The 24,221-nt window shown below is 72.3% G+C and carries 23 protein-coding genes; 16 read left to right on the top strand and 7 right to left on the bottom strand.

The window, feature by feature from the left end:
- Positions 1-108: 108 nt before the first annotated feature.
- From ABD350_RS30605 to ABD350_RS30645, 9 genes are all read left to right on the top strand, one after another.
- Positions 109-753, top strand: a complete 645-nt coding sequence (locus ABD350_RS30605) for an HAD family hydrolase (RefSeq protein ID WP_344352149.1) — start codon at positions 109-111, stop codon at positions 751-753.
- Positions 754-845: 92 nt separating this feature from the next.
- On the top strand, positions 846-1,313 hold the full coding sequence (locus tag ABD350_RS30610) for a VC0807 family protein (protein ID WP_344352151.1): 468 nt from the start codon (positions 846-848) through the stop codon (positions 1,311-1,313).
- Positions 1,314-1,470: 157 nt separating this feature from the next.
- Complete coding sequence (locus ABD350_RS30615; protein WP_344352237.1) at positions 1,471-2,694, top strand: MFS transporter; 1,224 nt, start codon at positions 1,471-1,473, stop codon at positions 2,692-2,694.
- The gene (locus ABD350_RS30620; protein WP_344352153.1) at positions 2,645-3,817 is read left to right on the top strand and encodes an acetoin utilization protein AcuC; all 1,173 of its coding nucleotides are present in this window, start codon (positions 2,645-2,647) and stop codon (positions 3,815-3,817) included. The genes ABD350_RS30615 and ABD350_RS30620 overlap by 50 nt, the downstream gene beginning before the upstream one ends.
- A 143-nt stretch (positions 3,818-3,960) precedes the next feature.
- On the top strand, positions 3,961-4,776 hold the full coding sequence (locus ABD350_RS30625) for a phosphatase (RefSeq protein WP_344352155.1): 816 nt from the start codon (positions 3,961-3,963) through the stop codon (positions 4,774-4,776).
- 129 nt (positions 4,777-4,905) lie between these two features.
- Positions 4,906-5,118: a helix-turn-helix domain-containing protein gene (locus ABD350_RS30630; RefSeq protein ID WP_157847082.1), complete on the top strand. Its 213-nt coding sequence runs from the start codon at positions 4,906-4,908 to the stop codon at positions 5,116-5,118.
- Positions 5,119-5,254: 136 nt separating this feature from the next.
- Entirely contained in the window at positions 5,255-5,353 is a 99-nt protein-coding gene (locus tag ABD350_RS30635) for a 30S ribosomal protein bS22 (protein WP_003948845.1), read from the top strand.
- A 261-nt stretch (positions 5,354-5,614) separates the two neighbouring features.
- Positions 5,615-6,676, top strand: coding sequence for an NAD-dependent epimerase/dehydratase family protein (locus tag ABD350_RS30640; RefSeq protein WP_344352158.1), 1,062 nt, complete (start codon positions 5,615-5,617; stop codon positions 6,674-6,676).
- 12 nt (positions 6,677-6,688) lie between these two features.
- The gene (locus ABD350_RS30645) at positions 6,689-7,753 is read left to right on the top strand and encodes a lysophospholipid acyltransferase family protein (RefSeq protein ID WP_344352160.1); all 1,065 of its coding nucleotides are present in this window, start codon (positions 6,689-6,691) and stop codon (positions 7,751-7,753) included.
- Positions 7,754-7,843: 90 nt separating this feature from the next.
- On the opposite strand, the gene ABD350_RS30650 is transcribed toward ABD350_RS30645, so the two are convergent.
- The 3 genes from ABD350_RS30650 to ABD350_RS30660 form a co-directional block, all read right to left on the bottom strand.
- Positions 7,844-9,079, bottom strand: a complete 1,236-nt coding sequence (locus ABD350_RS30650; protein ID WP_344352162.1) for a DUF5667 domain-containing protein — start codon at positions 9,077-9,079, stop codon at positions 7,844-7,846.
- Between the two features lie 235 nt (positions 9,080-9,314).
- Positions 9,315-10,094, bottom strand: a complete 780-nt coding sequence (locus tag ABD350_RS30655) for an ECF subfamily RNA polymerase sigma factor, BldN family (RefSeq protein WP_344352164.1) — start codon at positions 10,092-10,094, stop codon at positions 9,315-9,317.
- A gap of 295 nt (positions 10,095-10,389) precedes the next feature.
- Complete coding sequence (locus tag ABD350_RS30660; RefSeq protein WP_344352166.1) at positions 10,390-11,304, bottom strand: HAD family hydrolase; 915 nt, start codon at positions 11,302-11,304, stop codon at positions 10,390-10,392.
- Between the two features lie 102 nt (positions 11,305-11,406).
- Between ABD350_RS30660 and ABD350_RS30665 the strand changes: the two genes are divergently transcribed.
- From ABD350_RS30665 to hemB, 6 genes are all read left to right on the top strand, one after another.
- A complete protein-coding gene (locus ABD350_RS30665; RefSeq protein ID WP_382466875.1) occupies positions 11,407-11,679 on the top strand; it encodes a glutaredoxin family protein in 273 nt (90 codons plus the stop codon).
- Positions 11,680-11,959: 280 nt separating this feature from the next.
- Entirely contained in the window at positions 11,960-12,724 is a 765-nt protein-coding gene (locus ABD350_RS30670) for a redox-sensing transcriptional repressor Rex (protein WP_344352170.1), read from the top strand.
- Positions 12,721-14,409 (top strand): glutamyl-tRNA reductase, encoded by a 1,689-nt coding sequence (locus tag ABD350_RS30675; protein ID WP_344352172.1) that lies wholly within the window; start codon positions 12,721-12,723, stop codon positions 14,407-14,409. Before ABD350_RS30670 ends, ABD350_RS30675 begins: the two co-directional genes overlap by 4 nt.
- A complete protein-coding gene (hemC, locus tag ABD350_RS30680; protein ID WP_344352174.1) occupies positions 14,402-15,361 on the top strand; it encodes a hydroxymethylbilane synthase in 960 nt (319 codons plus the stop codon). The genes ABD350_RS30675 and hemC overlap by 8 nt, the downstream gene beginning before the upstream one ends.
- Entirely contained in the window at positions 15,358-17,070 is a 1,713-nt protein-coding gene (locus tag ABD350_RS30685; protein WP_344352176.1) for a bifunctional uroporphyrinogen-III C-methyltransferase/uroporphyrinogen-III synthase, read from the top strand. The genes hemC and ABD350_RS30685 overlap by 4 nt, the downstream gene beginning before the upstream one ends.
- A 122-nt stretch (positions 17,071-17,192) precedes the next feature.
- A complete protein-coding gene (hemB, locus tag ABD350_RS30690; RefSeq protein WP_344352178.1) occupies positions 17,193-18,185 on the top strand; it encodes a porphobilinogen synthase in 993 nt (330 codons plus the stop codon).
- A 3-nt stretch (positions 18,186-18,188) separates the two neighbouring features.
- On the opposite strand, the gene ABD350_RS30695 is transcribed toward hemB, so the two are convergent.
- Positions 18,189-18,653 (bottom strand): RICIN domain-containing protein, encoded by a 465-nt coding sequence (locus tag ABD350_RS30695; RefSeq protein ID WP_344352180.1) that lies wholly within the window; start codon positions 18,651-18,653, stop codon positions 18,189-18,191.
- 200 nt (positions 18,654-18,853) lie between these two features.
- Positions 18,854-19,564, bottom strand: a complete 711-nt coding sequence (locus ABD350_RS30700) for a DUF4232 domain-containing protein (RefSeq protein WP_344352182.1) — start codon at positions 19,562-19,564, stop codon at positions 18,854-18,856.
- 191 nt (positions 19,565-19,755) lie between these two features.
- Here ABD350_RS30700 and ABD350_RS30705 point away from each other — a divergent pair, with 191 nt between their 5' ends.
- The gene (locus ABD350_RS30705; protein WP_344352184.1) at positions 19,756-21,174 is read left to right on the top strand and encodes a helix-turn-helix domain-containing protein; all 1,419 of its coding nucleotides are present in this window, start codon (positions 19,756-19,758) and stop codon (positions 21,172-21,174) included.
- 11 nt (positions 21,175-21,185) lie between these two features.
- On the opposite strand, the gene ABD350_RS30710 is transcribed toward ABD350_RS30705, so the two are convergent.
- Both ABD350_RS30710 and argS read right to left on the bottom strand, forming a co-directional pair.
- Positions 21,186-22,010, bottom strand: coding sequence for a DUF4253 domain-containing protein (locus ABD350_RS30710; protein WP_344352185.1), 825 nt, complete (start codon positions 22,008-22,010; stop codon positions 21,186-21,188).
- Between the two features lie 425 nt (positions 22,011-22,435).
- Entirely contained in the window at positions 22,436-24,199 is a 1,764-nt protein-coding gene (gene argS, locus ABD350_RS30715; protein ID WP_344352187.1) for an arginine--tRNA ligase, read from the bottom strand.
- Positions 24,200-24,221 lie beyond the last annotated feature (22 nt).

Genomic DNA, 24,221 nt, shown 5'->3' on the forward strand with positions numbered 1-24,221 from the left:
AGGACGCCGCCGAACAATTTTTAGGGAAAACCCCCGCATCGTATGGTGCGGGGGTTTTCTGCGTCACGGGTCCATCAGGGCCCATGAGGGTCGATTAGGGTCTACCGCATGCGCTATGACCTCGTCATCTTCGACAACGACGGTGTCCTCGTGGACAGCGAGCCGATATCCAACCGGCTCCTGGCCGGCTATCTCACCGAGCTGGGGCACCCGACGTCGTACGAGGACTCCATCCGCGACTACATGGGTTCGGCGATGCACCGCGTCCACGATCTGGTGCTGGAGCGCACGGGCCGGCGGCTGCCGGACGACTTCGACGAGGTCTTCCACGCGCGGGTGTTCGCCGCGTTCGAGCGGGAGTTGCGGCCCGTGCCCGGGGTGACGGACGTACTGGAGAAGCTGGCCGCTGACGGGGTGCCGTACTGCGTGGCCTCCTCCGGCAGCCACGAGCGGATACGGGTGGGACACCGCACGACCGGGCTCGACCGGTGGTTCACCGACGAGCGGATCTTCAGCTCGGAGGACGTCGGCCGGGGCAAGCCGGCGCCGGACCTGTTCCAGTACGCGGCGAAGCGGATGGGGGTGGCCCCCGGGCGGTGCGTGGTCGTGGAGGACTCCCCGCTCGGCGTCCAGGCCGCCGTCGCGGCCGGGATGGACGTGTACGGGTTCACCGCGATGACACCGCCGGAGCGGCTCGTCGGCGCCGGGCAACTCTTCGCCCGCATGGAGGAGTTGGCCGCCCTGCTGATGTGACCCTCGTCGGCGGGCCGGGCTGACATTTGTCACCCGGGCCTCCGGACGATCGTTTCTACCGCCGGACCCCGCCCGGCGGCGAAGCTGAGCACATGACGAAGACCACGGGGACCCAGGACCGGCGACCGGGCGCGGCGGACCATGTCAAGCCGCTGTTTCATCGACATCGCCGCGCCGCTCGGCGCCTACCAGCCGCGCGGACCGTGTCCGGTGTGGTCCGGGAGCGGCGGATCAACGCGCTCGCCGTGCTGATCCTCGCCGTCAACGCCGTCTCGCTGGTGCTGAGTTGCGTCTCCGGCGACCCGCGGCTGATGCTCGCCAAGGACGGCGCGGTCAGCAGCACGGTGGCGGTCGGCATCCTCGTCTCCGTACTGCTCGGCAGGCCCATGATGAGCACCGTCGTGAAGCCTTCCTGGTCAAGGGCGACCCGGCCCGCGAGGCCGCCTGGGCGCGACTCGGCTCGGGCGCGGCGGTCGGCTCGGAGCGGTTCCGGCGCAAAGAACGGCTGTTCTCCCTGCTGTGGGGCGGCGGTCTGGCCGCGGTACCGATGGGCCGGCTGATCACCGCCGAGACCGAGGCCGCCGCGGTCGCCGCCCGGCGGGCAGCCACCGCCAGGCGGTCGGTGGCTGCCCGGGGGACCGAAGCTGAAGCGAATTCACCTTTGGCCGGATCTACCCACAGGTAGTCCGGGCCCCTACCCTCGCCGCCATGACCGATGTGCTGCGGCGCGGCAGGGCCTCGCTGGCGTTCGCCTTCTTCGCGCAGGGCGCAGCCTTCGCCCTGCTGGTCACGCGCATCCCGGCCGTCCAGGACCGGTACGGCGTCTCCGACGCGCTGCTCCCGGTCTTCCTGGCCGCCGTACCGGTCCTCGCCGGGGTCGGCAGCGTGGCCACCGGGCGGCTGGTGAGGCGGGTGCGGCCGAGCCGGGTGCTGCGCTGGTCCCAGCCGGTGGTGCTGCTGGCGCTGCTCGGGGCCGGGGCGGGCGGAGCCGGGCAGGTGGCCGCGCCGGCGGTGGCGCTGGGCGTCTTCGGCCTGGCGGTGGGCGCGCTGGACGCGTCCATGAACATGCTCGGCGTCAGCCTCCAGCGGTCCTACGGGCGCAGCATCATGCTGGGCTTCCACGCCGTCTACAGCCTGGGCGGGATCGTGGGAGCCTCGCTGGCCTGGGCCGGGGCGCACTGGCAGCTCGCGCTGTGGGCGTCGTACCTGCCGGTGGTGGCCGTGCTGCTGCCGGCGGGGCTGCTGGGGAGCCGGTGGTACGTCGACGGGGAGCCGGCGCCGGTGCGGGACGTCCCGGGGGACGGCGGCGGGGCCGCCTCCACGCTGCTGCTGCCGCTGTGCCTGGTGATGACCTTCACCTACATCGGGGACTCCACCGTCTCCAACTGGAGCGCGAAGTACCTGAAGGACGTGCTGGGCGGCTCGGAGCAGTTGGCGACCGTGCCGTACAACGTGTACATGGTGACCACACTGGCCGGGCGGGCGGTCGGGGACCTCGGGGTGCGGCGGTTCGGGGCGGTGACGGTCGTCCGGCTCGGGGCGCTGGTGGCGGCCGGCGGGTTCGCGGTGGTGGCGCTGGCGCCCGGCGCGTGGGTGGGGATGCTCGGGTTCACGCTGGTGGGGCTGGGGCTGTGTGCGCTGGTGCCGCAGACCTTCGCGGCGGCCGGCCGGCACGCCTTCGAACGGCACGGTCCCGGGGCCTCGGACGCGGCGATCGCGCGGCTGAACCTCTTCAACTACGTGGGTTTCCTCATCGGTTCGCCGCTCGTGGGCGCGCTGGGGGACGCCTGGAACCACCGGGGCGCGATGCTCGTGCCGATGGTGCTGATACTGGTGACCCTGGCGTACGCCAGGTCGTTCGCGGCTCAACCGGACCGATACGGTGGCGGGCATGAGCGGCCGCGCACAGCTGATGTGGGACCAGGCAGTGACGGGCTATGACTTCGGTCCGGGCCACCCGATGGATCCGGTCAGGCTGGAGCTGACCCACCGGCTGGTCGGCTCCTTCGGGCTCGACCGGCAACTGGCGGTCGTCGCGGCCAAACCGGCCGGCGAGTCGACGCTCCGGCTGGTCCACCGGGAGGACTACATCGACGCGGTGAAGGCCGCGTCGGAGGACCCGGCGGGGGCCGACGGGTCGTACGGGCTCGGCACGCTCGACGATCCGGCGTTCGCCGGGATGCACGAGGTGTCCGCGCTGATCGCGGGGCAGTCGGTGGGGGCCGCCGAGGCGGTGTGGCGGGGGGATGCCGAGCACGCGGTGAACTTCGCGGGCGGGCTGCACCACGCGATGCCGGGCGGCGCGTCGGGGTTCTGCGTGTACAACGACGCGGCGCTGGCGATCGCGCGGCTGCTGGAGCTGGGCGCCGAGCGGGTCGCCTACGTGGACGTCGACGTGCACCACGGGGACGGGGTGCAGGCCGCGTTCTGGGAGGACCCGCGGGTGCTGACGATCTCGCTGCACGAGCACCCCGGCACGCTGTTCCCGGGGACCGGGTGGCCGCAGGAGACGGGCGCGGGCGCGGGGGAGGGCGCCGCGGTGAACGTGGCGCTGCCCGCCGGCACGGGGGACGCGGGGTGGCTGCGGGCGTTCCACGCCGTCGTACCGGAACTGCTCGCCGGCTTCCGGCCGCAGGTCCTGGTCTCCCAGCACGGTGCCGACACCCACTTCGAGGACCCGCTTGCCCACCTGGCCGTCTCGCTGGACGCGCAGCGGGCCGTACAGCTGGCGTGCCACGAGCTGGCGCACGCGTACGCGGACGGCAAGTGGGTCGCGCTCGGCGGGGGCGGATACGCGGTCGTGGACGTCGTGCCGCGCTCGTGGACGCATCTGGTGGGCATCGTGGCGGGCCGGCCGGTGGCACCGGAGGCGGAGGTCCCCGAGGGCTGGCGACGGGACGTGTACGCCCGGACCCGGCAACCGGGCCCGCGGCGGATGACGGACGGGCGGTGGCCGGTGGAGTACGGCGAGTGGGAGGCGGGTTACGACCCCGCCGACCGGATCGACCAGGCCGTACTGGCCACCCGCCGGGCGGTGTTCCCCCTGCGGGGGCTGCTGCCGTAGCGCGGCCCGCCGCGGTCGGCCGGAAGGGGCGCCCGCCCCCGGCGGCGCGACTTTCCGCGGCCGCGTGGGGAGTTGTTAGGCCATCCGCGCGAATCCCGTCGTTTTCGCCCCGTCCCCGTCCCCGATGGGCCACCATCGCATCCGTGTCGTCTTCCGCCCGGCTCCGCGCCCACCTGGTGGCCGCCCGGCTGGCCGGGGTGGTGGCGACCTCGCGGGAGGAAAGCCTGCGCAGTTACCGGCTGTTCGCGGCCCGGGATCCGCGCGTGCTGATCGGAATCGATCCCGAGGGCGCCTGGGAGTTCCCCGACCTGCTCGCCCTGATGGCGCGGACGTGCGGGGTCTCGGCCGACCCGCGCCACACGAGCGGACCCGACGTGATCGATCCGGAGCGGACGCTCGCCGCGCTGGACGCCTTCGCCGGGCGGCTCCGGGAGGCGGCCCGGCGCGGCGCGCCCGTGCTGCTGGGTACCGGGCACCCGCGGCGGCTGCTGGGTTTCTACGCCGCTCTGGCGGACGCGCTGTCAACGGCGGGATGTGAGGTCCTCACCCCGGCGCAGGGTCATTGTGTCGACATATTGACCCGGTTCGGCCTACGTCCCCATCGCCTCGACTACGTACGAGGGGTTGCCCTGATGCGGGAACCGGCGAGCGGGCGCCCCGGTTGTGAGCCGGGTGCCCACAGCCATTCGCCGCTGCCGGTTCGGGTCGCGCTGGAGGCCGCGGCGGGGGCCGGCGGACCGCTGCCCGAGCTGGTCGTCGGTGATCACGGATGGGTCTGCGGCGCAGGTCAGCTGGGGTTCGAGGCCATCGGGCTGGCCGACACCGACGACCCGGCGCCGTTCGTCGGGGAGGCCGAGGGACGGGTGGCCGTCGTCGTTCCGGTTGATGACGCAGTGCGGTCTGGTCACTACCGGCCGCTGACCCGCTACGTGCTCAATCGGGCCTGTCTGTCACAGTAGGCCGCCGATGGGTGCACCTCTTCCCCACTCGCATCACCCGCCCCTAGTCTGGGGAGTGAGCACGCAACGACGAAGAGTCACCGGAAGGGGAAGCCGGTGGCCGTCGAGTGCGGAAGGTTCAGGTGTGTCATGGCTGCAGCTGGCGAGAGGCCTCTGAACGAGGTTCAGTTCCTGACCGTGGCGGAAGTCGCCGCGGTGATGCGAGTGTCCAAGATGACCGTGTACCGCCTGGTGCACAGCGGTCATCTGCCCGCGATCCGGGTGGGGCGGTCCTTCCGCGTCCCGGAACAAGCGGTACACGAGTACCTCCGCGACAGCTATGTGGGGGTGGAGACGGCCTGACGGCGACCCCCGGGTGACCGGGGGAGACCCCCTCGATTACGACCTCGGCGCTCGGTTGGGTAGGCTAGCCCCTCGTAGGTCGTGTGGGCCCATGGCGCCCAAACAACCGAGTGATGAGAAGTGAGCGAGGGTAGTCGTGGGCTCTGTTATCAAGAAGCGGCGCAAGCGGATGGCCAAGAAGAAGCACCGCAAGCTGCTCAAGCGCACGCGCGTTCAGCGTCGCAACAAGAAGTAAGCGGTCCCCGCGCAAGCGGGGTGTCCGCGAGCGACGCCGCGAGAGCGTGGCACCTGTGGCCTCCCACCAGCAGTGGTGGGGGGCCACAGGCATGTTCCGGACAGGAGCCGACGGGCGAGCCGGACAGGTGCCGGCGGGGAGCCGACGGGGGAAAATCCGTCCCTCCGCGCCATCGGGGTCCTCACACCGCGCCGCCGACCGGCTAGGTTGGCCGCACACGGGGAACGCGGGATACCGGATACGCGGAAGGAGGGGCCGGTCTTGGGAAGGGTCGTGCTCGTCACCGGAGTGGCCCGGCAGCTGGGCGGCCGGTTCGTGCGGCGGATCCTGCGGGGCCCGGAGGTGGACCGGGTGATCGCCGTGGACGCCGTGCCGCCCGAGCACCATCTGGGCGGCGCCGACTTCGTCCAGACCGACATCCGGCAGCCGACCATCGCCCGTGTACTCGCCGAGTCCGGCGCCGACACGGTCGTCCACCTGGACGTGACCGGCACCGCGCTGGGCGGCGGCAGCCGGGCCACGGTCAAGGAGACCAATGTCATCGGCACCATGCAGCTGCTCGGCGCCTGCCAGAAGTCGCCGGCCGTGCGCCGGCTGGTGGTGAAGTCCAGCACCAACGTCTACGGCTCGGCGCCGCGCGATCCGGCCGTGTTCACCGAGACGACCCCGCCCAAGTCGCTGCCCAGCGGCGGCTTCGCCAAGGACACCGTCGAGGTGGAGGGGTATGTGCGCGGGTTCGCGCGGCGGCGGCCGGACGTCGCCGTGTGCGTGCTGCGGTTCGCCAACATCCTCGGTCCCACCGTGGACACCCCGCTCGCCTCCTACTTCGCGCTGCCCGTCCTGCCGACCGTGTTCGGCTACGACCCACGGCTGCAGTTCGTGCACGAGGACGACGTGATCGAGGTGCTGCGGATCGCCTCGCACGAGCCGCGCCGGGGCAGCCTCAACAGCGGCACCTTCAACATCGCCGGGGACGGTGTGCTGCTCCTCTCGCAGTGCTCCCGGCGGCTGGGGCGGCCCACCGTGCCGCTGCTGCTGCCCGCCGTCACCTGGGCCGGGTCCCTGGTGCGTACGCTCGGTATGACGGACTTCTCGCCGGAGCAGATCCGGCTGCTCACCCATGGGCGGGTGGTGGACACCGGCCAGATGCGCGAGACGCTGGGCTTTACCCCCCGCTACACGACGGCCGAGACGTTCGCGGACTTCGCGCACGCGCTGGGCCCGGGGCTGCTGCCGCCTCAGACCCTCGCCGGGGCCGTCGACCGGGTCGCCGAGCTGTCCGCGAGAGCGGCCGGCCACCCCCAGACGCACAGCGCCAACTGAGGAGCGGCAACGATGGCGGACGCCAAGGTCATTCCGTTCGATGACGACCGGTCCCGGGGGAGTGCCGCACAGCGCCAGGCGCGCCGGCGCGGGGGCGGGCGGCGCGGCGCGCCCGGGGAGCCGGGCGGGATGGGCGCGGTCCAGCCGCTGCCGGGCCGCGAGTCGGCAGGGCAGGACGAGCCGGTGGAGCCGCCGGGGGCCGACGGGCAGGACGAGGAGCGGGGTGACGGGCCGGGCGGTGGCCTGGAGCGGCAGGTGGCGGCCGGGCTGGCCTTCCTGCGGCGCCGGCTCACCGGGGACTACGAGGTCGACGACTTCGGCTACGACGAGGAGCTGACCGACCAGGTCCTGATGTCGCTGCTGCGGCCGGTGTACGAGAAGTACTTCCGGGTCGAGGTGAAGGGCGTCGAGAACATCCCGGCGGAGGGCGGGGCGCTGATCGTCGCCAACCACTCCGGGACGCTGCCGCTGGACGGCCTGATGATGCAGGTGGCGGTGCACGACCACCATCCCGCCGGCCGGCACCTGCGGCTGCTGGCGGCCGACCTGGTCTTCGTGCTGCCGGTGGTCAACGAGCTGGCCCGCAAGCTGGGCCACACCCTCGCCTGCGCGGAGGACGCCGAACGGCTGCTGGGCCAGGGCGAGCTGGTCGGGGTGATGCCGGAGGGCTTCAAGGGCATCGGGAAACCTTTCGGCGAGCGCTACAAGCTCCAGCGGTTCGGCCGGGGCGGCTTCGTCTCCACGGCGCTGCGCCAGGGCGTGCCGATCGTGCCGTGCTCGATCGTCGGGGCGGAGGAGATCTACCCGATGATCGGCAACGCCAAGACGCTGGCCCGGGTGCTGGGCATCCCGTACTTCCCGCTGACGCCGACGTTTCCCTGGCTGGGTCCGCTGGGCGCGATCCCGCTGCCGACGAAGTGGACGATCCAGTTCGGCGAGCCGATCCCGACGGACGGCTATCCGCCGGAGGCCGCCGAGGACCCGATGCTGATGTTCAACCTGACCGACCAGGTGCGCGAGCAGATCCAGCACACGCTGTACAAGCTGCTGGTGCAGCGGCGGTCGGTGTTCTTCTGACAAGCCTTACGCCGGCTTCGAGGAGACGTACGGCCGTGGGGGCGCCCCTGCTCGGAAAGAGGCGCCCCCACGGCCGTGGCCGCACCCGGGCTAGTCCGCGTTCTCGCCGTCGATGCCGAGGCCGGGGAGCAGGTCCGGGATGAGCGGCGGGATGGTGACGTCCGGCTGGTCCGACGGCGACTTGCCGGCGGACGGGCTGCTGCCGGTGGTGCCGCTCTTGGGCGGGTCGAGCAGGCCGCCGGTGTCGCCGCCGAGGAGGCCCTCGCCGCCGCTGCCGGTGGCCGGGTCGCTCGGCGCGTCGGTGCCGGAGTGCCGGCCGGGGGAGGGGGTGTGGCCGCCGGTGCCGGGCGGTGCCGTCCGGCCGGTGTCGGCGGAGCCGGTGGACGACGGGCCGGAGCCGCCCCGGTGTCCGTTCTCGCCGGGCCGGGCCGGCTGTCGCGGGAGCAGGGACTGCAGCGGGGCGACCTCTTCGTCTATGGCGTCGAAGACCGACGACACCTCCTGTTTGACGTCGCCGAGCTGGACGGGCAGCTTGTCGCTGAGCGCGCTCCACGCCTCGCGGTGGGACCGGGAGAAGGCGTCCAGTGCCTGGATGGGGCCCAGGGAGTCCGGGTCGGCCTCATAGGCCGCGTGCAGCAGCCGGTGGCCCTCGGTGACGTCGTGCCGCATCCCGGACAGGGTGCGGCGGATCTCGCCGATGGACTCGTGGTCCAGGTGGTCGCCCCGGCCGCGCTCCAGCAGCCGGCGGACCTCGCCGAGCCGGGTGGAGGCCTGGTCGAGGTAGGTCTGGCCGCGCTGGTCGTCGCCGTCGGTCAGGTAGTTGAGCTTGAAGTCCTCGATGCCGCGCTTCAGGCCGTACAGCGAGTCGCCGGGCAGGGCGTCGGAGCTGGCGGCGGCGACTCCGCCGAAGGCCCCGGCGGCCACGCCGACGCTGAGCCCGCCGGCCGCGAGTCCCTTGGTCAGCCGGGTGCGTGGGCGGAGCTTGCCGAGCGGGCCCGCCCGGTGCTCGCCCCTGGCCCGGTGGGAACGCTGTTCCGGTACGGACGTGGCCGCCGCCCCGGTCCCCTCCTGGAGCATGGCCTCCATCGCGGCCACCAGTTGGGCCCGCTGGACGGCCTTGACCTCCGGGTCGAGCTGTGGCCTGGGCAGCGCGCCGAGTCCCGCCGCCAGGGCCAGCAGCTCGCCCTGTCCGGTCGGTTCCTCGGCGGTCGGCGGGGAACCCGCCGGGTCTTCGGACTGCTCGGCCGCCGTGTCCCGGTCGGACTGCTCCTCCAGGGCCTGGGCGAAGGCGTTCGCCCGCCGGTGCGCCGATACGTTCGCGATCACTGGCGGCACCTCCTCTCGTCATGACGGTCGACTCCCCAGGGGGTCCTGAGGGTTGCACGCCCACGGCCGGTTCCCCGGATCGGGTGATCGGGGAGGGCCGGGACGTGACCACAGGGAGCCTGTATCCCGCACAACGACTGGCACGGCACTTGGGTTACGGACGGCGGGCGGACGGTTAGAAAAGGCAACACGCTGTCACGGAGCGTGAGTTGGGCCTCGCCCGCCGTCGTCCCGGTCAGCGGGCGTCGTCGGGCAGCAGCCGGGCGAGGGTGCGCACGGCGCGGTACTGGAGGGTTTTGATGGCGCCCTCGTTCTTGCCCATGACCCGGGCGGTCTCGGCGACCGAGAGGCCCTGGAGGAAGCGGAGCGTCACGCACTCCTGCTGCTGTGGGTTGAGCCGTCGTACGGCGTCCAGCAGGGCGGCGTTGGACAGGGACTCCAGGACGGAGTCCTCCGGGGAGCGTTCGACCTCGTTGGCGTCGAGCATCTCGCCGGTGGTGACCTCCAGCCGGAAGCGGCTGGACTTGAAGTGGTCGGCGACCAGGTTCCGGGCGATGGTGACCAGCCAGGCGCCGAAGTCGCGGCCCTGCCAGGTGAAGGTGCCGATCCTGCGCAGTGCCCGCAGGAAGGTCTCGCTGGTGAGGTCCTCGGCGGTGGCCCGGCCACCGACGCGGTAGTAGATGTACCGGTAGACGGTGTCGCTGTACTGGTCGTAGAGGCGCCCGAAGGCCTCGGCCTCGCCGGACTGGGCGCGTTCGACGAGGTCCATCATGCGGGCGCTGTCGCTGTCGGCGGCCGGCCGGCGGGCGGTGGCCGGGCCGGTGGCACGCCCCCGTCTGCCGACGGCGGCGCTGCCGTCGGCCAGTGCGTAGCACGGGCCTGTGGGCGCGGCGGCTGCGAAGGCGGGGACGGCGTACGCGGTGGGGACGAAGCCGCGCAGTGTTTCCTTGACCGTCGCGACCGTTGCGCGCAGCGTAGCCAGGCCCGAGGCGTCAACCCCGACGTGTGGGTACACGGGACTCCCAGAGGCAGAGCTTCCATCACGTGCAGTGCGGGACCGTTCACCCGTCGTAGCGACGGAGGGGTACCGGTTTGCGTCTGAGGAGAATAACGCTTCGTATAGGCGCTGCTACGCCGAGTTGCTCAAATCGTCGATTGCGTCGCTTCTCTTGCTGTTTGATGCCGGATCGCGTGCATGAAATTGATCGGTTGTTGAACGAAAAGAGGCGTGTTTCGGTGAAGTAGGAGGCGTGTTGAAATGGCCGCGGCATACTCGTGCGCGCGGACGGGGGTTCCGTGACGGGTCGCGGCTACCGGCGCCGACGGCTCAGGGCGATCGCGGCCGCCGTGCCGCCGGCCACCGCGCCGACGCCCGCAGCCGCCGGGATGCCGACCTTCGCCGCCTTGCGGCCCGTGCGGTAGTCCCGCAGCCGCCAGTCCTGCTCGCGGGCGTGCCGGCGCAGCTTGGCGTCCGGGTTGATGGCGTAGGGGTGGCCGACCAGGGACAGCATCGGGATGTCGTTGTGGCTGTCGCTGTAGGCCGCGCAGCGGGAGAGGTCCAGCCCCTCGGCGGCGGCCAGCGCGCGCACCGCCTCCGCCTTGGCGGGCCCGTGCAGCGGCTCGCCGACCAGCCGGCCGGTGTAGACGCCGTCGACCGACTCGGCCACCGTGCCGAGGGCGCCGGTCAGGCCGAGGCGGCGCGCGATCACCTGCGCGATCTCCACCGGGGCCGCGGTGACCAGCCACACCTTCTGGCCCGCGTCCAGGTGGGCCTGGGCCAGGGCGCGGGTGCCGGGCCAGATGCGGTCGGCCATGTACTCGTCGTAGATCTCCTCGCCGATCGACTCCAGCTCGGCGACGCGGTGGCCCTTGACGATCGACAGTGCCGAGTCCCGGGCGTCCTGCATGTGCTCGGGGTCCTCGACGCCGGCCAGCCGGAACCAGGCCTGCTGCCAGGCGAACCGGGCGAGGTCGCGGGTCTCGAAGAACTTCCGCTTGTACAGCCCCCGGCCGAAGTGGAAGAGCGCGGCGCCCTGCATCACCGTGTTGTCCAGGTCGAAGAAGGCGGCGGCCTCGACGTCGCCGATCACCGGGAACTGCGGTTCCGCGGGCGTGGCGGTCTCCTGCGAGGACTTGCGGGCGGCCTCCGCCGAAGCCTCGCCTGCCAACACGCTCCGCGCCGTGGCGGAGCGCCTACGGGGAGTGAGCCATCCGAGAGCGGCCATGACGCGAGCATAGCCACTGTGTCCGAAGGTTCCGGAGTCGAGAGGTTGGCGTGGTGTGAACGCCGGGCGAAGGGCTCGCCGGGGCGCGCGAGAATGGCCGGTATGAGTCCGCTCTTCCGACGCAAGGCAGAGCCGCGAGCGCGGCTGGTGACGCTGATCCGCAAGCCCGGCTGCCATCTGTGCGACGACGCGCAGGTGGTGGTGGAGAGGGTGTGCGGCGACCTCGGAGTGCCGTGGGAGCCCAAGGACATCACGCGGGATCCCGACCTCCACGACCGCTACTGGGAGCAGATCCCCGTCGTGCTGGTCGACGGTGAGCAGCACACCTTCTGGCGCGTGAACGAGGAGCGGCTGCGCCGGGCACTGACCGAGTAGTCCAAACCGGACGGAAAGTCGCTTAGGATCGACGGCGGTTTGGTCTCGGGGGCGGGATTCGTGAGGAGTGTGTGCGGTTTTGCCCCCAGTAACGAAGGAGCGGCGGTGCGTGTGCGCTGGTTCCCGCTCCGGGCGTGAAACCGGCGTGACCCCGGTCACTTCTGCCGGGCAAATCGGACACCATCTTTGTGCACGCGTTCACAAAGACATAGCCTGCTGTCGACGGGGCGGTCTGGGGACGTATGACCGCCTACAGCCCCGCTCTACCCGCAGGAGCACCGTGGCAACTGGCCGAACACACCGACCGGCGACCCGTAGCCGAGGGATTCCCGAGGCCACCGTCGCCCGGCTTCCGCTGTACCTCCGAGCCCTGACCGCACTGTCGGAGCGCTCGGTCCCCACGGTCTCCTCCGAGGAGCTGGCCGCGGCGGCGGGGGTCAACTCCGCAAAGCTGCGCAAGGATTTCTCGTACCTGGGCTCCTACGGAACGCGTGGCGTCGGCTACGACGTGGAGTATCTCGTCTACCAGATCTCCCGCGAACTCGGCCTGACCCAGGACTGGCCGGTTGTGATCGTCGGCATCGGCAACCTCGGCGCCGCCCTGGCCAACTACGGCGGGTTCGCCTCCCGTGGCTTCCGGGTCGCCGCGCTGATCGACGCCGACCCGGCGATGGCCGGCAAGCCGGTCGCGGGCATCCCGGTGCAGCACACCGACGAGCTTGAGAAGATCATCAAGGACAACGGGGTCTCCATCGGCGTCATCGCCACCCCGGCGGGCGCCGCCCAGCAGGTCTGCGACCGGCTCGTGGCCGCCGGCGTGACCTCCATCCTGAACTTCGCGCCGACCGTGCTGTCCGTCCCGGACGGCGTGGACGTGCGCAAGGTGGACCTCTCCATCGAGCTGCAGATCCTCGCCTTCCACGAGCAGCGCAAGGCCGGCGAGGAGACCCCCGCGGGCGACGGCGCCCTGCCCGCCGCCACCCCCCGCCAGACCTCCGCCGACCAAGGGCCCGACGGGGACGTCCCCGCCGTGATGCCGGCATGAGCCTCCTCGTCGTAGGCCTCAGCCACCGCAGTGCCCCGGTCAGCGTGCTGGAGCGGGCCGCGCTGAGCGCGGACGCCCAGGTCAAGCTGGCCCAGGACACGGTCGCCGCCGAGCCCGCCACCGAGGCCGCGGTGCTCGCCACCTGCAACCGCATCGAGCTGTACGCCGACGTGGACAAGTTCCACGCCGGTGTCGCCGAGCTGTCCACGCTGCTCGCCCAGCACAGCGGGGTCGGCCTGGAGGAACTGACGCCGTACCTCTACGTGCACTACGAGGACCGGGCCGTCCACCACCTGTTCTCGGTGGCCTGCGGGCTGGACTCGATGGTCGTCGGCGAGGGCCAGATCCTCGGCCAGATCAAAGACTCCCTGGCCCGTGCCCAGGAGCTGGGGACCGCCGGCAAGCTGCTGAACGACCTGTTCCAGCAGGCCCTGCGGGTCGGCAAGCGCGCCCACTCCGAGACCGGCATCGACCGTGCCGGCCAGTCCCTGGTCACCTTCGGCCTGGAGCAGCTGGCCGTGGGCGCGGCCGTGCCGGACTGGGCCCGCGGCAAGAAGGCGCTGGTCATCGGCGCCGGATCGATGTCGTCCCTGGCCGCCGCCACGCTGGCGCGCGCCGGGGTCGCCGAGGTCGTCGTCGCCAACCGCACCTTCGAGCGCGCCGAGCGGCTCGCCCGGATCCTGCTGGAGGCCGACGACAACGCGGTCACCGCCCGCGCGGTGCCCATGGACGCCGTCGCCGACGAGCTGACCCGTGCCGACGTCGTCGTCTCCTGTACCGGGGCGACGGGCCTGGTGCTCACGGCGGAGGCGGTCGCGCACGCGGTCGAGGGCCGCACCGGGCACCCCGTCGCCGACACCGGCGCCCCGGCCGTGAAGCCCGCGGCCCCGCAGCGCCACACCCCCCTCGGCGCCGACGACAACTGCCCGCTGGACCTGGCCGCCGTACAGCCCGGCTTCTCCGTCATGGGCGAGGCCGCCGTGGCCGGCATGGACGCGGCCACCCTGGAGCAGCACGCGGCCTGGGTCGCCGGCGGCAGCACGGCCGACCGCCGGGAGCGGCGCAGCCCCGAGGCGGACGCCGAGCTGATCACCGCGCTCGCCGCGACCGCCGCCACCGTCGGCCGGATCCCCGAGCGGCGCCGGCCGGAGCCGGTGGCCGAGCGCCCCGCGCCCTTCTTCTTCCTGCTCGACCTGGCCATGCCCCGCGACATCGACGCGGCCGTGCACCGGCTGGCCGGGGTCCGTCTGGTGGACATCGAGTCGCTGGCGGACGCCTCCGCCGACGCGCCGATGGCCGCCGACGTGGACCAGGTCCGGCGCATCGTCGCCGACGAGGTCGCGGCCTTCGGCGCCGCCCTGCGGGCGGCGCACATCACGCCGACCGTGGTCGCGCTGCGCACCATGGCCGCCGACGTCGTCGCCAGTGAGCTGGCCCGCCTCCACGGCCGCCTGCCCGACCTGGACGAACGCCAGCGCGGCGAGATCCGGCAGACCGTGCACCGGGTCGTCGACAAGCTGCTGCACGCGCCGACCGTACGGGTCAAGCAGCTCGCGGCCGAGCCCGGCGGCACCGGGTACGCGGACGCGCTGCGCACCCTGTTCGACCTCGACCCCGAGACGGCCGCCGCCGTCTCCGGGGCCGGGACAGCACGCGGAACAAGAACCGAGGGCCAGCATGAGTGAGAAGGCACTGCGGCTGGGGACCAGGCGGAGCAAGCTCGCCATGGCCCAGTCCGGGCAGGTGGCCGAGACCGTCCGCGAGGTGACCGGCCGGCCCGTCGAGCTGGTCGAGATCACCACGTACGGCGATGTGTCCCGGGAGGCGCTGGCCCAGATCGGCGGCACCGGTGTGTTCGTCACCGCGCTGCGGGACGCGCTGCTCAAGGGCGAGGTCGACTTCGCGGTTCATTCGCTCAAGGACCTCCCCACCGCGCAGCCCGAGGAGCTGGTCCTGGCCGCCGTACCGGTGCGCGAGGACCCGCGGGACGTCATCGTCGCGCGCGACGCGCTGAAGTTCACCGACCTGCCGCGCGGCGCCCGCATCGGCACCGGCGCGCCGCGCCGTATGGCGCAGCTGAACGCGTACGCCCGCGCGCACGGACTGGACATCGAGACGGTCCCGATCCGCGGCAACGTCGACACCCGCATCCGGTACGTCCGCGACGGCGAGCTGGACGCGGTCGTCCTGGCCGCCGCCGGCCTCAACCGGATCGGCCGCATCGACGAGGTGACCGACTTCCTGTCGGTCGACACGGTTCTGCCCGCCCCCGGCCAGGGGGCCCTGGCGATCGAGTGCGCCGCGGACAACGCGGAACTGATCGCCGCGCTCGGCGCGCTGGACGACCCGTTCACGCGGGCCGCCGTCACCGCCGAGCGGTCACTGCTCGCCGCCCTGGAGGCCGGTTGCAGCGCACCCGTGGGGGCGCTGGCCGACCTTCTGGCCGACGGGCAGATTGTCAAGGAAATGCGCCTGCGCGGCGTCGTCGGCACGACCGACGGCACCCGCATGGTGCAGCTGTCCACCACCGGTCCCGTGCCCCAGACGCACGACCAGGCGTGGGCACTCGGTCGCGAACTCGCCACCGAGATGCTCGCCCAGGGCGCGGCCGGTCTGATGGGGGAGCGAGCACATTGAGCCCCACCACCCTTCCTGCCGCCGGTCCGGAACACGGGCACGTCACCTTTCTGGGTGCCGGACCCGGGGATCCGGGACTGCTGACTCTGCGCGCCGTGGAGGCGCTGTCGAGCGCGGACGTCCTGGTCGCCGAGCACGAGGTGCTCGACGTCATCCGGACGCACGCCCGACAGGGCGTCTCCGTCGTGCAGACGGACGCCGATCCCTCTTCGGTCTCGCCGCCGGGCACGGGCACGCCCCAGCTGACGGTAGTTGACGGCACGTCAACACCCGCCGCTGTCCCGGGTGCTGCCCGGGATGCCGCTCATCTTGTCATGGAGGCCGCGCGGGGCGGCAGGCGGGTCGTCCGTGCGGTGTCCGGGGACCCGGGACTGGATACGTACGCGGCGGAGGAGATGCTCGCGTGCGCCGCGGCCGGGGTGCCTTTCGAGGTCGTCCCCGGGGTCGCGGCGGCGGTCGGCGTGCCCGCGTACGCCGGTGTGCCGCTGCGTGACGCCGACGGCGCGGACGTCCGCTTCGTGGACGCCCGTACCGCCTCCGAGCGGTGCTGGTCGGAGGTCGGCACGTCGGACGGCACGGTGGTCGTCTCCACGACGCTGGACGCCGTGGCCGCCGCGGCGGCCGAACTGGTCTCGGCGGGCCGCAAGCCGGACACCCCGCTGTCGGTGACGATCGCCGGTACGACGACCCGCCAGCGCACCTGGACGGCGACGCTCGGCACGATCGCGCAGACGCTGAAGCAGGCCAAGGTGCTGCCGTCGCCGGACGGCGGCCGGCCGGTGATAGCCGTGGTCGGCGAGCGTTCCGCCGCGGCCCGGCGCGACCAGCTGTCGTGGTTCGAGTCCAAGCCGCTGTTCGGCTGGAAGGTGCTCGTGCCGCGCACCAAGGAGCAGGCGGCCTCGCTCTCCGACCAGCTGCGGTCCTACGGCGCCGTGCCGCACGAGGTCCCGACGATCGCGGTGGAGCCGCCGCGCACCCCGCAGCAGATGGAGCGGGCGGTCAAGGGACTGGTCACCGGCCGGTACGAGTGGATCGCGTTCACGTCCGTCAACGCGGTGAAGGCGGTCCGGGAGAAGTTCGAGGAGTACGGTCTCGACGCCCGTGCCTTCGCGGGCATCAAGGTGGCCGCGGTGGGCGAGCAGACCGCCAAGGCGCTGGTCGCCTTCGGCGTGAAGCCGGACCTGGTGCCGAGCGGCGAGCAGTCGGCGGCCGGCCTGCTGGAGGACTGGCCCCCCTACGACCCGGTGTTCGACCCGATCGACCGCGTCTTCCTGCCCCGCGCCGACATCGCCACCGAGACCCTGGTGGCCGGGCTGATCGAGCTGGGCTGGGAGGTGGACGACGTCACGGCCTACCGCACCGTGCGCGCCTCGCCGCCGCCGGCGGAGACCCGTGAGGCGATCAAGGGCGGCGGCTTCGACGCGGTCCTGTTCACCTCCTCCTCCACGGTCCGCAACCTGGTCGGCATCGCGGGCAAGCCGCACAACGTGACGGTGATCGCCTGCATCGGCCCGGCCACGGCCAAGACCGCCGAGGAACACGGCCTGCGCGTCGACGTCATGGCTCCCGAGCCGTCCGTCCACAAGCTGGCGGAGGCCCTGGCCGCCTTCGGCATGAAGCGCCGCGCCGCCGCGCTGGAGGCGGGCGACCCGGTGACCCGGCCGAGCGAACGCCGCCCGGGGGCACGCAGGCGGCGCTCGACGACCTGAGGACGGCAGGACGGCCGGGGGCCGGCGGGAAGTCCCGCCGGCCCCCGGCCGTCCTGCCGCTTGTCGTCGGGCCGACTCGGCGTCGGCAAAGGCATGGGTGGGGCGGGCGTAGCGTAGGAGGCATGACGAAGTACGGATCCTTTCCCGGTACGCGTCCCCGGCGGCTGCGGACCTCGCCCGTCATGCGGCGGATGGTCGCCGAGACGAGGCTGCACCCCGCCGACCTGATCCTCCCGGCGTTCGTCCGGGAGGGCGTGAGCGAGCCGGTGCCGATCGGCTCCATGCCGGGGGTCGTGCAGCACACCCGGGACAGCCTGAAGAAGGCCGCGCTGGAGGCGGTGGAGGCCGGGATCTCCGGGATCATGCTGTTCGGCGTGCCGGAGGAGTCGAAGAAGGACGCCCGGGGCACGGTCGGCACCGACCCGGACGGGATCCTCCAGGTCGCCCTCCGGGACGTGCGTGCCGAGGTCGGCGACGACCTGCTCGTCATGTCCGACCTGTGCCTGGACGAGTTCACCGACCACGGCCACTGCGGGGTGCTGGACGCCGGGGGCCGGGTCGACAACGACGCCACCCTGGAGCGGTACGCCGAGATGGCGCAGGTCCAGGCCGACGCCGGCGCCCATGTCGTGGGTCCCAGCGGGATGATGGACGGCCAGATCGGTGTCATCCGCGACGCGCTCGACCAGATCGGCCGCGAGGACGTGGCGATCCTCGCCTACACCGCCAAGTACTCCTCGGCGTTCTACGGCCCCTTCCGCGAGGCCGTCGCCTCCTCGCTGCAGGGCGACCGCAAGACCTACCAGCAGGACCCGGCCAACTGGCGCGAGTCCCTGCGCGAGCTGGAGCTGGACCTCGCCGAGGGCGCCGACATGGTGATGGTCAAGCCGGCCGGCCCCTACCTCGACATCCTCGCCCGGGTCGCGGACGCCGTGGACGTGCCGGTGGCCGCGTACCAGATCTCCGGCGAGTACGCGATGATCGAGGCCGCCGCCGAGAAGGGCTGGGTGGACCGGGACCGGGCCATCTTCGAGACCCTGACGGGCATCAAGCGGGCCGGCGCCCGGAACATCCTCACCTACTGGGCCACCGAGGTGGCCCAGAAGCTCCGCTAGCCCTCAGGCCTGGGTCAGGGTGATGTGGTCACCCGGCACGGCCCAGCGCTGTCCGGGCTCGTTGGCGCAGACCCTGGTGCGGATCTCGGGGGTGCCCCAGGTGTTGGCCAGGCAGTAGTGGGGGTCGGCGGCCAGCACGAAGTGGTCGCCGACGGCCTTCCAGCGCTGTCCGGGCTCGTTGGCGCAGACCCTGGTGCGGACCTCGGGGGTGCCCCAGGTGTTGGCCAGACAGTAGTGGGGGTCGGCGGCCAGCACCACGTGCTCGCCGACGACCTTCCACCGCTGCCCGGACTCGTTGGCGCACACCCTGGTGCGGACCTCGGGCGTCCCCCAGGTGTTCGACAGGCAGTAGTTGCCGATCTTGGAGGCGCTGGAGTCCGGTGCGGCCGTGGCGGTGGCCGTCGGGAGGACGGCCGCCGTCAGCGCGAGGGCGAGGACGCCGAGGGACTTGCGGAACGCGAAAGCCATGAAGGGGTCGCCTTTCATCCTGCGAGTCGTGGAGACCGGGGCCGTGCCGCCGTGCGACGACATCGGCCGGGGACTCCCTGGGGGCATGCGCCGGGAGGCTTTCCCCGGCCCCGCCCCCCGATGCGGCAAACCGCCTGTACAGGTGATACGCGGGTGAAAGCGTTGCCATTCCGGACCTACGGTCATATCACCGGTTTTCTTCACCAGTTGGAGATGGCGTCCAGGTCCCGCTGCCAGTACGTCACCTTCAGCGTGCTGTCGTAGTAGACGCCCTTGGCGGGCAGGGCCGGCGTCGCGGACGGGCCGCCGTCGCTGTTCGGGGTCATTCCCTGGAAGCCCACCGTCAGCTTGTGTGCGGTCATCCCGCCACTGCCGCTGCCGTCGGCGGCCGACAGCAGCACACCCGCGTACCCCGACTCCCCGGGTGCCAGCGAGACCACGGACTGCGGCTCGGTGCCCTCGTCGGCCTGCGGCACCCACTGCATCTGGTCGAAGCGCAGGACCGGGTAGTACGGCAGGTCGCAGCTCTTGCTCCCGGTGTTCTTCACCGTCAGCAGCATGTGGTTCAGCGGCCGGTTGAGCGGCTGGGCGGTGACGGCGGTGTTGGTGCCGTTGCACAGCACCACGGAGCGTCCGGTGCTCTGCCCCTTGCGGGTGGTGGGGGCGGCCGACTTGGCGCTGGACGCGTCGGTACGGGACAGGGGGGAGGCGTCGGTGGTGCCGCCGCCGGTGGCTTCCTTCGCCGGGGAGCTGCTCTCGGGCGACTTCGATACGTCCGTCTCCGCCGCCGCCACCGTCGCCTTCGGGCTGGCGGCACCCTCGTCCTCGGTGCCCGTGCCGTTGCCGCACGCGGTGAGGGCGAGGGCGGCGACGGCGGTTCCGGTAGCGGCGATCAGACGAATGTGGCGCATACGCATGGCAAGTCCTCTTTCGGGCTGGGCCGGTTGTCGTGCTTGGATGACCAACAGCCTGTGGGCGGACTCGTCCCGGTGGCCAGCGTTGGCCGCCAATCCGGGATGCTGGAACGCTGGAACCGGCTTTGACCTGCGGAAACAACACCTCCCTGGAACGCCGGGGTGGGACGAGGGGGACTGGAGGAACGGTGTCTGAGGGCATCCCTGAAAGCGGTTTCGCCGAGCTGCTGCGGGAGTTGAAGAATCGCTCCGGGCACAGCTACGGCACGCTCGCCAAGCGGCTCCACATGAGTACGTCGACACTCCACCGCTACTGCAACGGGGACGCCGTACCGACGGACTACGCCCCCGTGGAGCGGCTCGCCCGGCTCTGCAAGGCCACGCCCGGGGAACTGGTGGAACTGCACCGCCGGTGGGTCCTGGCGGACGCGGGGCGGGGACGGAAGGGAGCGGAGCCTGCCGGAGTACCGGAGGCGGCCCCGGAGCCGGTGGCGGCGGCTCAGGCGGCCCCGGAGGCGGTGGCGGCGGCTGGGCCGGAACCGGAGCCGAGGGCGGCACCCGTGCCGGAACCGGAGCCGAGGGCGGCACCCGTGCCCGTACCTGTATCCGTACCCGAACCCGAATCCTCACCGGCGAGCCGGTGGCGGCGGAGCCGGTCCCTGATCGCGGGCCGCCGCACCGCCCTCCTGGCGGCCGTCACGGTCACCGCGCTGGTCGTCGGAGGCACGGTGTTCGCCCTCAACCGGCCGTCGGACGAGGGCGAGCGGCGGGACGACGCGAAGGCCGCGACAGCCACCGTCGGCTCCGCGCTCGTCCAGGACAGCGCCGCCCCCCGGCCGTCGAAGTCCGGGAGCCCGAGCCCGTCGGCCACTCGTTCGGCCTCCCCTTCCGCCTCCGCCTCCGCATCCGCCGAGGCGCGGGACCTGGCCCCCGACACCACCGACGGGAAGCACACGGGGAAGCCGTCGGCGACCGCGCGCCACGAAGCGTCCGGAGCAGCGCCGTTGACGGTCAACACCAACCCCTACAGCTGGCTGAGTCCCTGCTCGCAGCACTACCTGATCGACCGGCCGCCGACCGCCGTGGGCCCGCCGCCGACGGAGCAGCAGGCGCCCGCGTGGGTGGCCGTCAACAAGGCGGTGTCGGCGGGGGAGCAGTTCATCACGTTCACCGTTCAGGGCACCGGAAACCAGACGGTCGTCCTGGAGCGGCTGTCGGTCCACATGGCGGGCAAGCGTTCGCCGCTCCCCTGGAACGACTACGCCATGGGCTACCCGGGTGTCGGCTGCGGCGGTGGCGTGCCGACGCATTCCTTCACGGTCTCCCTGGACGCGATGCGCCCGTCACCCGTCCCGGAGGCCGGGAGCGACAACTTCCCCTTCAAGGTGAGCCAGTCGGACCCGGAGGTCTTCTACGTCACGGCGGACGCGTCGGCGTACGACGTCAGCTGGTTCCTGGAGCTCACGTGGTCCAGTGGCGGCCGCCACGGCACGCTGGTGATCGACGACGCCGGCCACCCGTTCCGCACCAGCGGCAACAACAGCCGGCCGGCGTACGCGTTCCCGCTGGGCGGTAAGGCGTGGAAACCGGCGTCAGAGTTCGAGTGACGCCGCCCGTCTCAATCCCACCAGAGGGCCCAGCTGGTGGCACCGAGCAGCGTCTCGGCGTATGCCCGCACGCTCCCCGGACCGCTCTGTACGACGGCGTGCGGGCACAGGGCGTAGTGCTCGGCGGCGAGGACCTCGGCGTCGGCGAGCGTGGCGGGCGGGGCGGCGACGGACACCACGAGGGCGTCCAGCCCGAGCGCCACGACCCGGATGCCGAACCGGTCCTCCCAGGACCGCAGGACGGCGCAGACACGGGCCACGTCGTGGTCGTAGTTCAGGGCCCCGGTCCAGCCGATGGCCGCCGGTATGTCGGCGGACCGGCGCGCCGGGACGAGGGCGAGGTGGGGTTCCTCTATCCACTCCGACCACCGCGCCGGATCCCGGTGCAAGGCGTCGGCGACGGTCGCGGCCCGGGTATCGGGATCGGCGTTCGGCGTGCCGGGGGAGGCGAGCCCCGGCCACTCGGTGCCGAACGGCTCGATCTCCTTGCCGGCATGCCCGTCGGTCTCCTCCTCCCAGTACTCGGAGAGCACGTCGTCGGCCAGGTGATCCCCCGGGTACGAGGCGTCGCCCGGCAGCAGTCCCCAGTCGTCCACGCCGACCCGGCAGCCGGCCAGGTCCACGAGAACCGGCAACAGCCCCGTACGGGCCGCTGGTGCGCCCAGGGCCTTCCAGGTGCCGGGGGAGGAGGGCTTCTCCGCGTGCCACAGGAGAGGTTGGTGCCAGGGGCCGTCGTCCGTCGCGTCCACCAGCCTGCCGGGCGGCAGTTGAAGGCCCAGGGAACGCCCGCTGGGATCGGTGGCCAGTCTGGGCAGCGGGTTGGGAAGAGTCGCCATGCCGCCGACTGTAGGGGCAGGCACTGACAACGGCGCCCGGCCGGGCCGGGGTTGTCCGGGTGGCCGTGGGGCCGCCCGGAGAAAGTGGCCGGCTCAGGTTCCTTGGCCCCTACCGTCGGCTGCGTTCGCATCGTGGGTTCGGGGATGCGCGCTCGCGCCTCGCCCGCACGCCGGGTGGGCTTAGCGGCTTGCGGCCCGGTGGGGCCGGGAGGTGAGGAAGGTTGTTTTGGAATGGGTGGTGCAGAAGGAGGGGCACCGGGGGCCGGGACCACCCGCAGGCCGCCGAACCGGCCCGGCATGCCGGCGAGGCGCGGGTGCGCCCCCTCGCCGACGGCGGCGTCGCCGTTCTCCCTCGCCTCCGCGCAGTCCCAGACGTACCTCGCGTCGCACTCGACGGCGTCTCGTGAGACCCCGAGGGGTGGGTGTCAGAGCTTTTCGGGGGTGCGGATGCCCAGGAGGGTCATGCCCTGGTGGAGGGTGCGGGCCGTGAGGTCGGAGAGGAAGAGGCGGTTCTTCACCTGCTCCGGCGTCTCGGCGCGCAGCACCGGGCACTTGTCGTAGAACGTCGTGAACAGCGAGGCCAGCTGGTACAGGTACGCCGCCAGCTTGTGCGGGGCGTACTCGGCGGCCGCCTCCCGGACCGTCTCCGCGAAGGAGTCCAGGTGGAGGCCGAGGGCGCGCTCGGCGTCCGCCAGGGGCAGCCCGGGGTGGGCCGCCGGGCGGACCTCGCCCGCCTTGCGGAGGATGGACTGGATACGGGCGTAGGCGTACTGGAGGTAGACGGACGTGTCGCCGTTCAGCGAGACCATCTGGTCCAGGTCGAACTTGTAGTCCCGGTTCGCCGACGTGGACAGGTCCGCGTACTTCACCGCGCCGACGCCCACCTGGGCGCCCCGCTCGGCGATCTCCTCCTCGGACAGGTCCTGTGCCTTCTCCCGGACCACGGCCGACGCCCGCTCGATCGCCTCGTCCAGCAGGTCGACCAGGCGGACCGTCTCACCCGCGCGGGTCTTGAACGGCTTGCCGTCCTTGCCGAGGACCGTGCCGAAGGCGAGCTGGGTCGCCGTGACGTCGTCGCCCAGCCAGCCGGCCCGGCGCGCGGTCTCGAAGACCATCCTGAAGTGCAGGGCCTGCCGGGCGTCCACCACGTACAGCAGGGTGTCCGCCTTGAGGTTGAAGACGCGGTCGCGGATCGCGGACAGGTCGGTCGCCGCGTAGCCGTAGCCGCCGTCCGACTTCTGCACGATCAGCGGGACCGGCTTGCCGTCCGGGCCCTTGATGTCGTCGAAGAACACGCAGAGCGCGCCCTCGGAGCGGACCGCGACGCCCGACTCCTCCAGCAGGCGGCAGGTCTCCGCGAGCATGTCGTTGTAGCCGGACTCGCCGACGATGTCCGCGTCCCGGATCTCCATGTCCAGCTTCTCGAAGACGGAGAAGAAGTAGATCTTCGACTCGTCCACGAACTTCTGCCAGATGGCGAGGGTGTGCGGGTCGCCGGCCTGGAGGTCGACCACCCGGCGGCGGGCCCGTGTCTTGAACTCCTCGTCGGAGTCGAACAGCTTCCGCGCGGCCTTGTAGAGGCGGTCGAGGTTGGACATCGCCTCCTCGCCCGTCACCCGGTCGTCCTTGTGGTCCAGCTCGTGCGGGTGCTCGTCCAGGTACTGGATGAGCATGCCGAACTGGGTGCCCCAGTCGCCGATGTGGTGGCGCCGGATCACGTTCTCGCCGGTGAACTCCAGCAGCTGGACGACCGAGTCGCCGATCACCGCCGAGCGCAGGTGGCCGACGTGCATCTCCTTGGCCACGTTCGGCTGGGCGTAGTCGATCACCGTCGTGCCCGGGTCGGCGGTGGTGGGCACGCCGAGGCGGCCGGTGTCGTCCGCGTACCGCGCGGCCAGGTTCTCGGTGATCGCCTTGTCCGCCACCGTGATGTTGAGGAAGCCGGGGCCGGAGACCTCGACGTCCTGGATCACGTCACCCGTCACCACCCGCTCGACGACCTGGGTCGCCAGCTCCCGGGGGTTCGCCTTCGCCTTCTTGGCCAGGGCCAGGATGCCGTTGGCCTGGAAGTCGGCCCGGTCGCTTCGTCGCAGCAGCGGGTCCGCGCCGGCGGCCTCGGGCAGGGTGGCCGTCAGGGCGGACGCGAGGTGCTGCTGGACGTTGTCGCTGAGGGACGTGACCGAGGCCATGGGTGTGGGTGCCGTTCTCCTC

The sequence above is a fragment of the Streptomyces nogalater genome (assembly GCF_039532885.1).
Classification (GTDB): domain Bacteria; phylum Actinomycetota; class Actinomycetes; order Streptomycetales; family Streptomycetaceae; genus Streptomyces; species Streptomyces nogalater.